Origin of the sequence: uncultured Stenotrophomonas sp. (genome assembly GCF_963519125.1) — a bacterium.
In the GTDB taxonomy this organism is placed as follows: Bacteria; Pseudomonadota; Gammaproteobacteria; order Xanthomonadales; family Xanthomonadaceae; genus Stenotrophomonas.
The window spans coordinates 17,210-31,084 of sequence record NZ_CAUQLJ010000008.1; the positions used below are offsets into that span (position 1 = coordinate 17,210).

Here is a 13,875-nt window from a genome sequence, read left to right on the forward strand (position 1 = left end):
GGCTCACCGCGCCAGGGCCTGCAGCTGCGCCAGGGTGTCTGCCTCACTGGCGGGCTTGTCGTGTCGCCAGCGCAGGATCCGCGGGAAGCGCACCGCGATGCCCGACTTGTGCCGGCTGCTGCGGTTGACCGCTTCAAAGCCCAGCTCGAAGACCTGCTCGCCGCGCACGCTGCGCACGGGGCCGAAGCGCTCCACGGTGTTGGCGCGGATCCAGCGGTCCAGCGCCAGGATTTCCTTGTCATCCAGGCCCGAGTACGCCTTCGCCACCGGCACCAGCTTTTCGCCTTCCCACACGCCGAAGGTGTAATCGGTGTACAGCGTGCTGCGGCGGCCGTGACCGGCCTGCGCGTAGATCATCACCGCGTCGATGGTGAGCGGTTCGATCTTCCACTTCCACCAGTCGCCGCGCCGGCGCCCGCTCTGGTAGGTCGAACCGCTGCGCTTGAGCATCAGGCCTTCGACGCCGCGTTCGCGCGCCTGGGTGCGCTGGCGTGCCGCGTCCTCCCAGCTGGCCGCCTCGAGCGTAGGCGAAAGCACCACGCGTGGATCGCCAAGCGTGTCCAGCAGCTGCGCCAGTTGCGCGCGACGTTCGGCCAGCGGTTGCTCGCGCAGGTCGACGCCGTCCCGTTCCAGCAGGTCGTAGGCAAGCACCCGCACGGGCGTATCGGCCAGGGTCTTCGGTCCGGGTTTGCGGCGCTGGATGCGGGTCTGCAGCGCAGTGAAGGGCAGCGGCTGCGTTTCACCCTCGCGCCATGCCAGCAGCTCGCCATCGATCACGGTGCCGTCGGGCAGTGCCATGGCAGCGGCTTCGATTTCCGGGAAACGTCCATCCAGACGTTCCTCGCCACGCGACCACAGCGCGACCTCGCCTTTTCGCCGCAACAGCTGCAGGCGTATGCCGTCCCACTTCCACTCCAGCGTCCAGTCGTCGACAGGGCCAAGTGCCGCGACGTCGGCTTCGATCGGCGAGGCCAGGTAGAACGGGTAGGGCTGCTGGCGGTCCTCCGGCCGTTCTTCCGCACTCAGCAGGCTTGCCAGCAAGCCGGGCGAGGGCACCCACTCGCCCAGCATGCGCTGCGCAATGCGCGCGATGTCGATCCCGGACAGTTCCGCCAGCGCCTGCTGCACCAGCCGCTGCGACACGCCCACCCGCAATGCACCGGTGAGCAGCTTGTTGAACACCAGTCGTTCCGCCGCCGGCAGCTGCCGCCAGCCGGCTTCCACCGCCGCGCGACGCACCGGCTCGGGCTGATTGGCGACGGCCAGCAGATGCTGTTCGATCCAGTCGGCGAGCGGGCGGTCCGGCGCGACCTGTGGCGGATCGTCAAGCAGCAGGGTCAGGGTTTCGGCCAGGTCGCCGACCTGGTCGTAGCTGTCGGCCACCAGCCAGGCGGGCAGGTTTGCGGCCTCGGCTATCCATGCGCGCAGTTCTCCGCTCGCGGCGATTCTGCGCCGCGCACCGCCGACCTTGCCGCCGCTGAGCAGGTACAGCGCCCATGCGGCGTCGTGCGCGCGTGCACCGCGGAAATATGCGACCAGCGCCGCGCGCTTGTCCAGCGTCGCGGTGCTGCGGTCCAGGCGCTGGTACAGCGCGGCAAAGGCCTTCATTCCTCGTTCCCGAAATCGGTGCGGAAGGCCTCGGCGGCAATACCGCGTTCGCGCAGGAATGGAATCAGCGCATCGGTATTGCCGTGGGTGGCGATCACCCGCTGCGCGCCGGTCTGTTCGATGGTCTGCAGCAGCGCCGGCCAGTCGGCATGGTCGGACACCACGAAGCCGCGGTCGTAGTTGCGCCGGCGACGATTGCCGCGCAGCCGCATCCAGCCCGACGCGAAGCCCAGCTGGTGCTTGCCGAAACGGCGCAGCCAGGTCGTGCCTGCCGCGGACGGCGGGGCCAGGATCAACTTGCCGGCCGCATCGGGTTCGCGCCCCTGTTCGGCCACGGTATGCGTTTCCAGCATCGGTATACCCGCCTCGCGGTATACCGCAACGCCATTGGCGATGGCCCCGTGCAGCCACGCTGGCTGGTCGTCCAGCGGCAGCAGTTCGGCCAGCACGCGTTGCGCCTTGCCGAGTGCGTAGCACAGCAGGATCGCCGCTTCGCCGCGCTGCTCGCATTCTTTGCGCCAGGCCACGATCTCGGCCGCAACCTCGCGCGTGTCCTGCCATCGGTAGATCGGCAGGGCGAACGTGGCCTCGGTGATGAACACATCGCAGGGCACCACTTCGAACGGCGCACAGGTCGGGTCGGGCTGGCGTTTGTAGTCGCCCGATGCAACCCACACGCGGTCGCCATCGTCGATGCGCACCTGGGCCGACCCCAGCACATGGCCGGCCGAATGCAGCGACACCTGCACGCCGCCCAGGGTGAACGGTTCACCGTAGTCGTACGCCTGCAGCGGCACCTCGCCCAAGCGCCAGCGCAGGATCGGCACGCTGCCGGTGCTGCTGTAGTACTGGCCCATGCCGCCGCGCGCGTGATCGCCGTGGCCGTGGGTGATCACCGCACGTGGCACCGGTCGCCACGGGTCGATGTGGAAATCGCCTGCAGGGCAGTAAAGGCCTTCGGGGCGCAGGACCACCAGATCGTTGGATACAACGCGTTCGCTCATGCCTGCACTGTGCCGCCGCCCTCGTGCAGGAGGTGAGAATCCGGCTGAACGGCGGCCCGCACACGGATGCGGCAGAATCAAGGTTCCTGCCAGGAGGCCCGCGCCATGACGTCCGCACTGCCTGCATTCGAAACCCACGAGGTCAGCAACCAGCCACCGCCGTTCGGCGGGCGCAATCTGTGGGCCGACGATGTAGCGCTGGCTGACGCCGTGCACCGCGAAGGTGGCGCCGCGTTCATCGCCGAACTGCAGGCATACGGCGGCCTCGCGGGCGAAACGCTGTACCGCCTGGGCTTCGACGCCAACCGGGACCGGCCACGGCTGCGCACGCACGACGCGCAGGGCCACCGCATCGACACGGTGGAATTCCACCCGGCGTACCACCAGCTGATGGACCTGGCCAAACGCCACGGCGTGGCCGGGCTGTCGTGGCAGGACGGACGACCCGGCGCGCATGTGGCGCGCGCGGCGCTCAGTTTCCTGCACCACCAGGCCGAGGCCGGTACCAGTTGCCCGCTGACCATGACCCATGCCGCGGTGGCCGTGCTGCGCCAGGATCCGCTGCTGGCCGACTGGGCGGAAAAGGCTGCCGCGCCGGTGTACGACCCGCGCGACGTACCGATGGCCGACAAGGCCGGCATCACCCTTGGCATGGGCATGACCGAAAAGCAGGGCGGTTCGGACGTGCGCAGCAACACGACCCGCGCCGAGTTGCGCGAGGACGGCAGCTACGCGCTGGTGGGGCACAAGTGGTTCTTCTCGGCGCCGATGTCCGACGCGTTCCTGGTGCTGGCGCAGGCACCGGCCGGGTTGACCTGTCTCCTGATGCCGCGCCGGCTGGCCAATGGCAACCGCAATGCGTTCCGCGTGATGCGCTTGAAGGACAAGCTGGGCGACTGGTCCAACGCCTCCAGCGAGGTGGAACTGTGCGGCGCCTGGGCGCGCCGCGTCGGTGAGGAGGGCAGGGGCGTGGCCACCATCATCGGCATGGTGATGATGACGCGGCTGGACTGCATGCTCGGTGCTGCCGCCGAAATGCGCATGGCGCTGGTACAGGCGCTGCACCATACGCGCCATCGCAGCGCATTCGGCCGACGCCTGAGCGAACAGCCGCTGATGGCCAATGTACTGGCCGATCTGGCGATCGAGTCCGAAGCAGCCACTGCCTTTGCCATGCGCGTGGCGCGGGCGGTTGACCGGGCGCCGCGGGATGCCCAGGAAGCGGCCTTTGCGCGGATCGCCACGGCGGTGGGCAAGTACTGGGTGTGCAAGCGCGCGGCAGTGTTCGTCAATGAAGCGCAGGAGTGCCTGGGCGGAGCCGGCTATGTGGAAGAGTCGATGCTGCCGCGCCTGTATCGGCAGGCTCCGCTGAACTCCATATGGGAAGGTAGCGGCAACATCCAGTGCCTGGACGTGCTGCGCGCGCTGGCGCGCGAACCGCAGGTGCTGCCGGTGCTGGTGGCGGAGCTGGAAACGGCGTCAGGCCATGATGCGAACTACGATCAGGCGGTGCAGGCGCTGCGTGACGTGCTGTCGGCCACGCCTTCCGAAGCGCAGGCGCGCGTGGTGACCGAACGCCTGGCGTTGCTGCTGCAGGCGGCGGTGCTGTTGCATGCGGAGAGCCCGGTGGCTGGAGCGTTCGTGCGTTCGCGGCTGGCCGGGGAACACGGCTTGGCGTTTGGCACGTTGCCGGAGGGCATCGACCTTCAGGCCGTGATGGCGCGAGCGTTGCCATGATCCCGCGGGCGTAGAGCCGGGCTCTGCCCGGCTCCACGCGTCAGCCGGGCAGAGCCCAGCGCTACGTCAGTGTTTTGCCTCGTCCGCGTTCTGGCGGGCGTCGTCGGCCACGTCACGGGCCTTGTCGGCGACCTTCTCGGCCGCATTGGCGGTGGCATCGCTGGCATGTGCCGCCGCGTCGCGCGCGGCGACCTTGGCATCGGCTGCAGCCGCAGCGGTGGCGTCGGCTGCACGGTCCAGCGCCGGTTGCACATCGGCTGCAGCGCGTTCCGAAGCAGCGGCCGCTTCGTCAGCGGCATTGCGGGTGGACGCGGCCGCCTGGTCCACGGCGGCGCGTGCAGCCTCGCCGGTGCTGTCAGCGGCCTGCGCCGCATCCGTGCGCGCCTGCTCCGCTTCCGGGCCCTTGCAGGCGACCAGGCCAAGCAGCAGCGAAGCGGCCAGCAGCGGGGTGGTGATCGAACGAATCTTCATGGCGCTCTCCACAGGGTTTCAGGGAGGCCGATCCTATTCACAGGGCCGTGAAGGCGCGGTGCGTGCGCTTCGCCCAAAGAAAAAGCCGCTGGCGAACCAGCGGCTTCTTCAGACTCGCTTGAAGAAAGAAGTTATTACTTCTTGGCTTCTTCAGCAGCGTCCTTGGCCTGCTCGGCGGTGGCTTCACCGGCCTTGGCAGCGTCGGCAGCAGCGTCGGCGGTCGCGTCGGTGGCAGCGCCAGCAGCCTGGGCAGCGGCGTCGGCCGAAGCGTCAGCAGCGGTGGTGGCGGTGTCGGCAGCAGCCTGGGCAGCGTCGGCGGTCTGGGCGCCAGCAGCAGCGGCCTGGTCGGCAGCGACCTGGGCGTCGGCAGCGGCTTCGTTGGCCGAAGCGGCGGCGTCAGCAGCCTGTTCCTGCTTCGAGCAGGCGGTCAGAGCCAGGCCCAGGGCCATTGCGATCAGCAGCTTGTTGATGCTCATTAGTGTGAATCCTCGTCGTTAGATTAGGCAACGCGCTATTGCGCGCCCGGCAACATGATGACAAGCCACGTTGGGCTGTCAAGCGATCCCGCATTCATTTTTGCGAAACGGGTGTTAAATCCAATCAAATCAATTCGATGGCGATGGCCGTTGCCTCACCGCCGCCGATGCACAGTGTAGCAATTCCGCGCTTTGCATCACGCTTGCGCAAGGCGTTGACCAGGGTGACCACCAGTCGCGCGCCCGAAGCGCCGATCGGGTGGCCGAGTGCGCAGGCACCGCCGTGCACGTTGACCTTTTCATGCGGAATGCCCAGTTCGCGGATCGGGGCCATGGCGACAACCGCGAACGCCTCGTTGATCTCGAACAGGTCGACCTGGTCCAGGCTCCAGCCGGCCTTTTCCAGCACCTTGTGGATCGCGCCGATCGGTGCGGTGGTGAACCATTCCGGTTCCTGCGAGTGGGTGGCATGGGCGACGATCCGCGCCAGCGGCTGCAGGCCACGCGCGGCGGCGTCGTCTTCGGCCAGCAGGACCACGGCGGCCGCACCATCGGAAATGCTCGAGGAGCTGGCGGCGGTGACCGTGCCATCCTTCTTGAACGCCGGACGCAGGGTTGGAATCTTCGCGATGTCCGAACGGCCCGGCTGCTCGTCCTGGCTGTACTCGACCTCGCCCTTGCGACCGGCGACCTTCACCGCAACGATTTCGTCGTCGAACGCACCCGCCGCCTGGGCGGCCTGGGCACGGCGGACCGATTCGATCGCATAGGCGTCCTGCTCCTCGCGGGTCACCTGGTACTTGTCCACCGCGCATTCGGCGAACTCGCCCATGGCCTTGCCATCGTAGGCGTTGACCAGGCCGTCGTGGGCCATGTGGTCGACCGCCTGGAAGTTGCCGAAGCGGTTGCCGGTGCGCGAGTTCGGCAGCAGGTGCGGCGCATTGGACATCGATTCCATGCCGCCGGCGACCACGATGCTGGCGGTGCCGGCCTTGATCAGGTCATGGCCCAGCATGATCGCCTTCATGCCCGAGCCGCACACCTTGTTGAGGGTGGTGGCGCCGGTGGAATAGGGGATGCCGGCAGCAACCGCGGCCTGGCGGGCCGGGGCCTGGCCGAGGTTGGCAGGCAGCACGCAGCCCATGATCACTTCGGAAACGTCCGCTGCGGGCACGCCGGACTGGGTCAGGGCGGCGGCGATGGCGGTGGCGCCCAGGGTCGGGGTGGGCACGCCGTTGAACTGGCCGAGGAAGGAGCCGATGGCGGTGCGCTTGGCAGCGGCGATGACAATATTGGACATGGCAATCTCGTTTGTTGCGTTAGCGATTTACGAAATGGGAACGCATGCCATGGATTACGGCGCGATTTCCCGTCAGACTGCGTGGGGGGACCCAGTATAGGGGGTCAGGCATTACCACCGGTGTCGGCCGGCCAGGCAGGACGCTGTACGTGGTTTCTACAACGTATTGGGGAGCAGGGATGAAGCAGGCAGTCTTTAGCAGGAACGTGCTGGCCGGTGCGCTGGCCGTGGCAGTGAGCGCGTGTGGCGGCGGTGGCGGCGGAAATACCCGGGGCGATCTGCCGCCGGCGCCGGTGGTGCCACCCGTCGCGCCGCCAGTGGTTCCGCCGGTTACGCCGCCGGTCGTACCGACCCAGCCGGCGCTCGACAGCCACCTGGTCCTGACCAATGCCCGAGAGCTCGACTGGTCAGGCCAGGGCGTGCGCATCGGCATCGTTGATTCGGGTGTCAATCGCGCCCATCCGACCCTGGCAGGACGGGTCGTGGCCAGCCACAGCTATGTGGACCCCACGACCAACAATCTCGCGGTCGACGACGTGGTCGGGCACGGCACTACGGTGGCCGAGCTGGCGGCCGGCGCCGCATTCGGCGACTGGCCGGGCGGCATCGCAGTCCGCGCGGAGATCGTCTCCGCCCGCATCATCGCCGACAAGGCGCCGGTAGATGACGGTACCGGCAACGGCAACCAGGTCAACGGCGCGCTGGGTCTGGCTGCGGTCCACCAGGACCTGATCGCCGATGGCGTGAAGATCATGAACAACTCGTGGGGTGGCCTGTACTGGACCAACCCGGCGGCGACCGCGCCGATTGCCGCGGAATATCGTCCGTTCATCACCACCAACGGTGGACTGGTGGTGTTCGCCACCGGCAATGAAAGCAAGCCCAACCCGTCCAGCATGGCCGCGCTGCCCAGCCAGGCCGGCCCCAACGACACGCGTCCGGCGGCCGACCTTGAAAAGGGCTGGCTGGCCGTGACTGCCGTCAACTTCGCCAAGCCGGACTCCCTGTCCAGTTACGCCAACGCCTGCGGCGTGGCCGCCAACTACTGCCTGGCCGCGCCCGGCGAGTCGGCGTTCGTCGACCCGGCGAGCACCGGTGGCACGCCGGTCTACATGTGGGGCGGCGGCACGTCCTACGCCGCCCCGCTGGTTTCTGGTGCGGCGGCGCTGGTCTGGCAGAAGTATCCGTACTTCAGCAACGACCTGGTCCGCCAGACCCTGCTGGGCACCGCCACCGACCTGGGCGCTCCGGGCGTGGACGAGGTGTTCGGGCATGGCCTGCTCAACGTCGGCAAGGCGATCAATGGCCCGGCCCGTTTCGACTGGGGCACGGTGGCCGTGAACGTGCCGGGGTCGTCCAACTTCAGCACGTGGAGCAACGACATCAGCGGCGCCGGCGGGCTTGAAAAGTCCGGCGCTGGCACGTTGACCCTGGGCGGCAAGAATTCCTACACCGGCGGCACCAAGGTCCTGTCCGGCGCGCTGTCGTTGAACGACGGTGCGTCGCTGGGCTCGAACGTGCAGGTCGCGGCCGCCGGTGGGCTGCAGTTCCGCGCCGGCACCACCGGCATCACCGGCAACGTGGTCAACAGCGGCACGCTGTACATGTTCGAAGCCGGCGTCACCGCCGTCATCTCAGGCGATTACACCCATGAGGCCGGTGCAGTCTTCTCGACCGCGCTGGGCGCGACGTCGCTGAAGGTCACCGGCAAGGCCCAGTTGAACGGCGGCACGGTGCTGATCGACCGAGCGGTCGAAGGCTACGTTCCGCAGGACGGCTCGCGCCAGGCCCTGATCGTGGCGGCGCAGGGGATCAATGGCCAGTTCAAGGACTACACCAAAGCCGGCACCGTGACCCTGCTGGATGCAACGTTCTCCTACGACCTCTACACCGCGTATCTGGATATCGCGCGCGTCAACGTGACCCAGGCCGCTGCGACGGCCGGGCTGGGCGCCATCTCGGCGGCATCGGCGCTGCGTGTTGAAGAGGCGTTCGGTGTGCTCGACACCGGCGCGGCCCCGGACACGCCCGGTTTCGCCGGCGCGGCGGGCGAGCTGCAGCGGGTGCAGGGCGAGGTCGGCCTGCAGGCCAGCCTGGACAGTCTGTCCGGCAAGGCGCACACCCTGGCTACCGGGATGACCTTCGACAACCTGGACATGAACCGTCGCGCGCTCTCCTCGCGCTTCGACACCGTGTCGGCCTCGCCGCGCCTGCGCGGCGCCTGGCAGAGCACGCTGGGCGAGGCCGGGCAAGGCAGCTTTGCCGGCAGCGCGTTCCAGACCCAGGGCTGGATGATGGGCCAGGACATGGCGCTGGGCAGCAACGGCGTGCTCGGCTTCGCGTTCGGCGAGACCCGCAGCAACAGCAGCCGCGACTGGGGCGGCGACACCGGTCGCGACCGCCAGTCGCAGGCGCAGATGTATGCCGGCTGGAGCAGTGGCAAGGGCTATGCGATGGGCCAGCTCGGTGCTGGCCAGTTCACCCGCGAGATCGACCGCCAGCTGCTGCTGGGCGCCGCCCAGTACGGCGTGAATACCCGCTACAGCGGTGACTTCAGCACGGCCAGCGCGGAATCGGGCTACCGCTTCGGCGACAGGACGATGTCGCTGACCTCGTACGTCGGCGCCGATTATGCGCGCGTCGGCAGCAACGGCTTCAGCGAAGACGGGGGCTTCGGCTTCGGCCTGCGTGCCGACAGCCGCACCTCCAGCCGCAGCCAGGCGCTGGCCGGCCTGCGTGCGGAGACGCTGCTGGGGGGCTGGTCGCTGCGCGGCTATGCCGAGTGGCAGCACACGCTGTCCAGCCAAGGCCTCGGCTTCGACGCCAGCTTCGTCGGTGTGGATGCGTGGGCACCGGTCGCCGGCCTGCAGCCGTCGCGCTCGGGTGGGCTGTTCGGAGTGTCGGTGCAGTCGTGGCTGACCCGCACCTCGCAGCTTTCATTCGGGTACGACCAGCGCTTCGGTCCGCGGGGTGACCTGAGCCAGGTGGCGCTGCGCTACTCGGCAGCGTTCTGATGAAATGAAGACGCCGGGGCAAGCCCCGGCGTCTTTGTTTTGGGATTGCGTGGAGCCGGCCGGCGGCCGGCACTACGTCAGCCGCCGCGCAGTTTCCCAAGGCGCGGCGTCGCCCGGCCCAGCGGCATCTTCAATTTACCGATCGACTGGATGCGCTGCTCGGCAATGCGGTCGGCCGCACGCTGCGGGGCGATGCCCTCCTGCTGGGACAGCGCGAAGATCCGGCCGAGGTTGTGGTAAATGCTGCGGATCAGGCGCATCGCGCGTTCGCGGTTGTAGCCGTCGATTTCCAGCGATACGTTCATCACGCCACCGGCGTTGACCGCGTAATCGGGCGCGTAGAGGATGCCGCGCGCATGCAGCTCGTCGCCGACTTCAAGGCTGGACAGCTGGTTGTTGGCGGTGCCGCAGACAATTTTGCACTTCAGTCGTGGCAGGGTCTGCGGATTGATCGCACCTTCCAGTGCGCACGGCGCGAACACGTCGGCATTCACGTCGTAGATGTCGTCCGGCTTCACCGCTTCGGCACCGTATTCGGTAACCGCACGCTCGACCAGGCGGCTGTCCAGATCGGTGACGAACAGCTTGGCGCCACGGTCGCGCAGCAGCTTCACCAGTTCCATGCCGATGTGGCCCAGGCCCTGCACCGCGATGCTGACCTTGCCCACTTCTTCATGGCCCAGCTTGTGCTGCATGGCCGCCATCAGCGCCTGCAACGCGCCATAGGCGGTGAACGGCGCCGGGTCGCCCGAGCCGCCATGCACCTGGTGCACGCCGGTGACGAACTCGCTTTCCAGGTAGATGTTTTCCATGTCGTTGACGTCGGTGCCAACGTCCTCGGCGGTGATGTAGCGCCCGCCGAGCGAATCCACGTAGCGCCCGAACGCGCGGAACAGCACTTCGGTCTTGTCCCTGCGCGGGTCGCCGATGATCACCGCCTTGCCGCCGCCCACGTTCAAGCCGGCCAGGGCGTTCTTGTAGGTCATGGTGCGGCTGAGTCGCAGCGCATCGGCCAGCGCGTCGTCGGTGCTGGCGTAGGGACGCATGCGCACCCCGCCCAGGGCCGGGCCCAGGGTGGTGTTGTGGATGGCGATGATCGCCCTCAGGCCGGCATCGCCGCTGTGGCAGAACACCACCTGTTCGTGGCCGGACGTTTCGAGGGTTTCAAATAACATGGCAACTCCGATGGTGCGAACGTCGGCGTACAGCGGCGAACGTACCAGCAAAAGGTAGGGTGTAAAACAAAAAAAGCGACGTCGTCGTTTCGGCAGGACGGGTCGCGCGGCGCCATTCTAGTGCATTCCGCCCGACTACGTTGTCTGCAAACCATGACCGTTGCAGGGGCGGGGCTAAAGTTGGCCGGGTCCGGGCCGATGCCGTGGCAACGGTGCGCGGTACCGGCCAGCCAGGACAGGACAGACGTGGGTGCAGTGGCAACAATCCGGAACAAGTGCCGCGCCCTGACGGGGCCGGGTCGATGACCGCGCTTCTGGCTGGGGCGGCGGGACTGCTGGTGGCGGTGGGCGTCGGCTGGGGACTGTACCGTCGCCCGGCAGCGCCGCCCGTGGCGCGGCGCGCTGCGGCCCCCGACGTGGAGGTGCCGGTGGCTGCGGCGCCCGCAGCAGGCGACGCCGCAGGGGTGTTGCAGGCCGGGCTGCATGCGCTCGCACTGGGCCCGGGCAGCGGCGGGGTGGACCGCGCAGCGGGGGCCCAGGACGCGGCGCTGCAGGCTGCGGTGGCGGCAGCGCTGGAGGCGCAGGACTGGTCGGCGCGGCACCTGCCGCGTCGACCGCAACTGCTGCCGCAGTTGATCCAGACCGTGAACGACAGCGACGCCTCGGCCCGCAGCATGGCATCGATCATCGGCCAGGACGCGGTGTTGACCGGCAACCTGCTGCGCATCGCCAACAGCCCGGTCTACCGGCTGCAGGCCAAGCCGGTGGACAGCCTGCAGCGTGCGGTGACCCTGGTGGGCACCGACGGCATCCGCCAGATCATCAGCGCAGTGCTGGTGCAGCCGGTCATGCAACTGCACAGCGACGCCTTCCCGCAGTTCGGCACCGTGGTCTGGGAGCACGCGCTGCTGGCCTCGCGCGCGGCGGCCGACCATGCACGCCTGGTGACCCAGGAAGACGCTTTCGCCGCGCAGTGGATGGGCCTGACCCAGGGCCTGGGCGCGGCGCTGGTGATGCGGCAGCTGCTGGATGCGGCCTGGCAGCAGGGCGCGGTACCCTCGCAGGCGCTGGCCAGCGCGTTGCTGGACACCTGGAGCCTGCCGGTTGCCAGCCGCATTGCTGCGGCCTGGGAGCTGCCGCCAACGGTGCACGAGGCGTTGTTGCGTGATGCTGACGCCAGCGGCGGCGGCCTCGCCGGCAGCCTGCGCTTCGCGCGGGCGGCCGCCTCGGCCAGCCTGCTGTGCCGCCACGGCCGGATCAGCCAGGCCCAGGCGATGGCGTTGCTGGAGCAGCTGGAGGGCACCCCGGCGCACGCGTTGCAATGGATCTGGCGGCGCCTGCATGGGCGCGGGGTGGAGACGTTGGATGGGGATGAGGCGGCGGACGCGTAGCGACACGCCGCGCCTCTGGACCGGCGGGCGCCTCTGCATTCAACGCATCGCCATGCGCCCAGACGTCACCGCGTCTCCACGTAACATGCTTGGTTGCGTGTCCCACGGAAACCCTCACAACTGGGATTCCAAAGGCAACCAGCTGATCATCCGCGCCACGGCCCGCTGTTTGAACGAGGTATCCGGTTCCTGCTCCAACAACGTCGGCGGCTGTTCAGACCATTCCAACCACCGCACCTCGTTGTCCGGCGTGCGCGTCACCCAGTAACTCATTTTCGGGCTGGCCAGCCGCAGGTATTCCTGGCGCAGCTCCGCCGCCAATGCGCGGTCTTCGAACATCACGCCCATCTCGGTGTTGAGGTACGCCGAACGCGGGTCCAGGTTGAACGAGCCGACGAACCCGCGCGCGTCGTCAATCAGGAAGGCCTTGGTATGCAGGCTCGCGCCGCTGCTGCCGAACGGGCCACTGCCTCCGCCACCAGGCCCGCGCGACTTGAGTTCGTAGAGGTGCACGCCATCCTGCAGCAGCGGCAGGCGATAGTGCATGTATCCGCTATGTACAGCGGCAACGTCGTTGGCCGCCAGCGAGTTGGTAACCACGCCCACGTAGGCCCCGCGTTCCACCAGCGCCGCCAGCCCGCGCTCGCCTTCATCGCCAGGCACGAAGTAGGGCGAGATCAGTAGCGCCTTGTCGCGCGTCGCGCCGAGTTCGCGCACCAGTCGGGTAACCAGCCAGTTGGCCTGGTCATCGCGGCGGTGCTTCATTGGCGGGTCGGAGAGGATTTCCACGTTCGGCGACCAGTGCAGCTTTACCTCGTTGAGACCGAACGCCCGCGCGGAGGCAGAGCGCTCCACCCGCCGCAGGTAAGGCTGCGCCGCTTCCAGTTTCGCCTCGTGCGCCGATTCCAGCATCAACAGGCGGAGCTGGGCCGGGGTATGGAAGGCGAGGGCGGCCACCGGCACCGCCGCTTCGCTGTTCCAGTATCCGTCGAAGATCGCGTTGGCCTGCTGCACGGCGGGGCCTGCCACCAGCAGGTCCAGGTCGCGGAAGTTCACATCGCTGCGCGCGCTGAAGTACTCCTCGCCGATGTTGCGCCCGCCCACGATCGCCACGCGCCCGTCGGCGATCCACTGCTTGTTGTGCATGCGGTGGTTGACGCTGAAGAAGCGCTGCACCATCTCCACCAGCCGCCACAGTCCATCGCGGTTGCGGAACGGGTTGTACAGGCGGATCTCGATGTTGGGGTGCTCATCCAGCGCCATCATCAGCGCGTCCTTGTCCTGCGCGTTCATGTCATCCAGCAGCAGGCGCACGCGCACGCCGCGTTCGGCGGCCTGGTACAGCTCCTGCGCCATCAGGTGGCCGATCAGATCGTCCTTCCACATGTAGTACTGCAGGTCCAGGCTGCGCGCGGCGTGGCGGGTGACCACCGCGCGTGCGGCGTAGGCATCCAAGCCCTCAGACAGGAAGGCCACGCCGGACTGGCCCGGGTGTTGCGCCTGCAGCCGCACCACTTCACGGTCGATCGGGCCCTGCGCAGGCTGCAGCGGCAGTACCTTGCTTTGCGGCCCCTGCGCTTTGGGCGTGAGGTGGTCGCCCAGCAGCAGGCCGCTGAGCACCAGCAGGATCAAAATGGCCAGCACCACGCACACGCCGCGCAGCAACCGGCGCCACAACGGCATCTTTTCGGTCATACCC

10 protein-coding genes are annotated in these 13,875 nt (G+C 68.2%); 3 read left to right on the plus strand and 7 right to left on the minus strand.

Annotated features, from left to right (window positions below; translation table 11 throughout):
- Positions 1-3: 3 nt before the first annotated feature.
- Both RYM47_RS08375 and RYM47_RS08380 read right to left on the minus strand, forming a co-directional pair.
- Positions 4-1,608, minus strand: a complete 1,605-nt coding sequence (locus RYM47_RS08375; RefSeq protein ID WP_315387145.1) for an ATP-dependent DNA ligase — start codon at positions 1,606-1,608, stop codon at positions 4-6.
- Positions 1,605-2,612: a ligase-associated DNA damage response exonuclease gene (locus RYM47_RS08380; RefSeq protein WP_315387147.1), complete on the minus strand. Its 1,008-nt coding sequence runs from the start codon at positions 2,610-2,612 to the stop codon at positions 1,605-1,607. The genes RYM47_RS08375 and RYM47_RS08380 overlap by 4 nt, the downstream gene beginning before the upstream one ends.
- A gap of 105 nt (positions 2,613-2,717) precedes the next feature.
- Here RYM47_RS08380 and RYM47_RS08385 point away from each other — a divergent pair, with 105 nt between their 5' ends.
- The gene (locus RYM47_RS08385) at positions 2,718-4,349 is read left to right on the plus strand and encodes an acyl-CoA dehydrogenase family protein (RefSeq protein WP_315387149.1); all 1,632 of its coding nucleotides are present in this window, start codon (positions 2,718-2,720) and stop codon (positions 4,347-4,349) included.
- Positions 4,350-4,415: 66 nt separating this feature from the next.
- Here RYM47_RS08385 and RYM47_RS08390 read toward each other — a convergent pair whose 3' ends face one another.
- The 3 genes from RYM47_RS08390 to RYM47_RS08400 all read right to left on the minus strand — a co-directional run bounded on the left by RYM47_RS08390 (position 4,416) and on the right by RYM47_RS08400 (position 6,596).
- The gene (locus RYM47_RS08390; RefSeq protein WP_315387150.1) at positions 4,416-4,820 is read right to left on the minus strand and encodes a hypothetical protein; all 405 of its coding nucleotides are present in this window, start codon (positions 4,818-4,820) and stop codon (positions 4,416-4,418) included.
- Between the two features lie 134 nt (positions 4,821-4,954).
- On the minus strand, positions 4,955-5,296 hold the full coding sequence (locus RYM47_RS08395; RefSeq protein WP_102944410.1) for a hypothetical protein: 342 nt from the start codon (positions 5,294-5,296) through the stop codon (positions 4,955-4,957).
- A gap of 124 nt (positions 5,297-5,420) precedes the next feature.
- Entirely contained in the window at positions 5,421-6,596 is a 1,176-nt protein-coding gene (locus RYM47_RS08400; protein ID WP_315387152.1) for an acetyl-CoA C-acyltransferase, read from the minus strand.
- A gap of 179 nt (positions 6,597-6,775) precedes the next feature.
- Between RYM47_RS08400 and RYM47_RS08405 the strand changes: the two genes are divergently transcribed.
- Positions 6,776-9,610 (plus strand): S8 family serine peptidase, encoded by a 2,835-nt coding sequence (locus RYM47_RS08405; RefSeq protein WP_315387154.1) that lies wholly within the window; start codon positions 6,776-6,778, stop codon positions 9,608-9,610.
- A gap of 77 nt (positions 9,611-9,687) precedes the next feature.
- On the opposite strand, the gene RYM47_RS08410 is transcribed toward RYM47_RS08405, so the two are convergent.
- The gene (locus RYM47_RS08410; protein ID WP_315387156.1) at positions 9,688-10,785 is read right to left on the minus strand and encodes a Glu/Leu/Phe/Val dehydrogenase dimerization domain-containing protein; all 1,098 of its coding nucleotides are present in this window, start codon (positions 10,783-10,785) and stop codon (positions 9,688-9,690) included.
- Positions 10,786-11,087: 302 nt separating this feature from the next.
- On the opposite strand from RYM47_RS08410, the gene RYM47_RS08415 reads away from it, so the two are divergent.
- Positions 11,088-12,176, plus strand: coding sequence for an HDOD domain-containing protein (locus tag RYM47_RS08415; RefSeq protein ID WP_315387157.1), 1,089 nt, complete (start codon positions 11,088-11,090; stop codon positions 12,174-12,176).
- A gap of 114 nt (positions 12,177-12,290) precedes the next feature.
- Here RYM47_RS08415 and RYM47_RS08420 read toward each other — a convergent pair whose 3' ends face one another.
- On the minus strand, positions 12,291-13,871 hold the full coding sequence (locus RYM47_RS08420) for a phospholipase D family protein (RefSeq protein WP_315387159.1): 1,581 nt from the start codon (positions 13,869-13,871) through the stop codon (positions 12,291-12,293).
- Between the last annotated feature and the right edge of the window lie 4 nt (positions 13,872-13,875).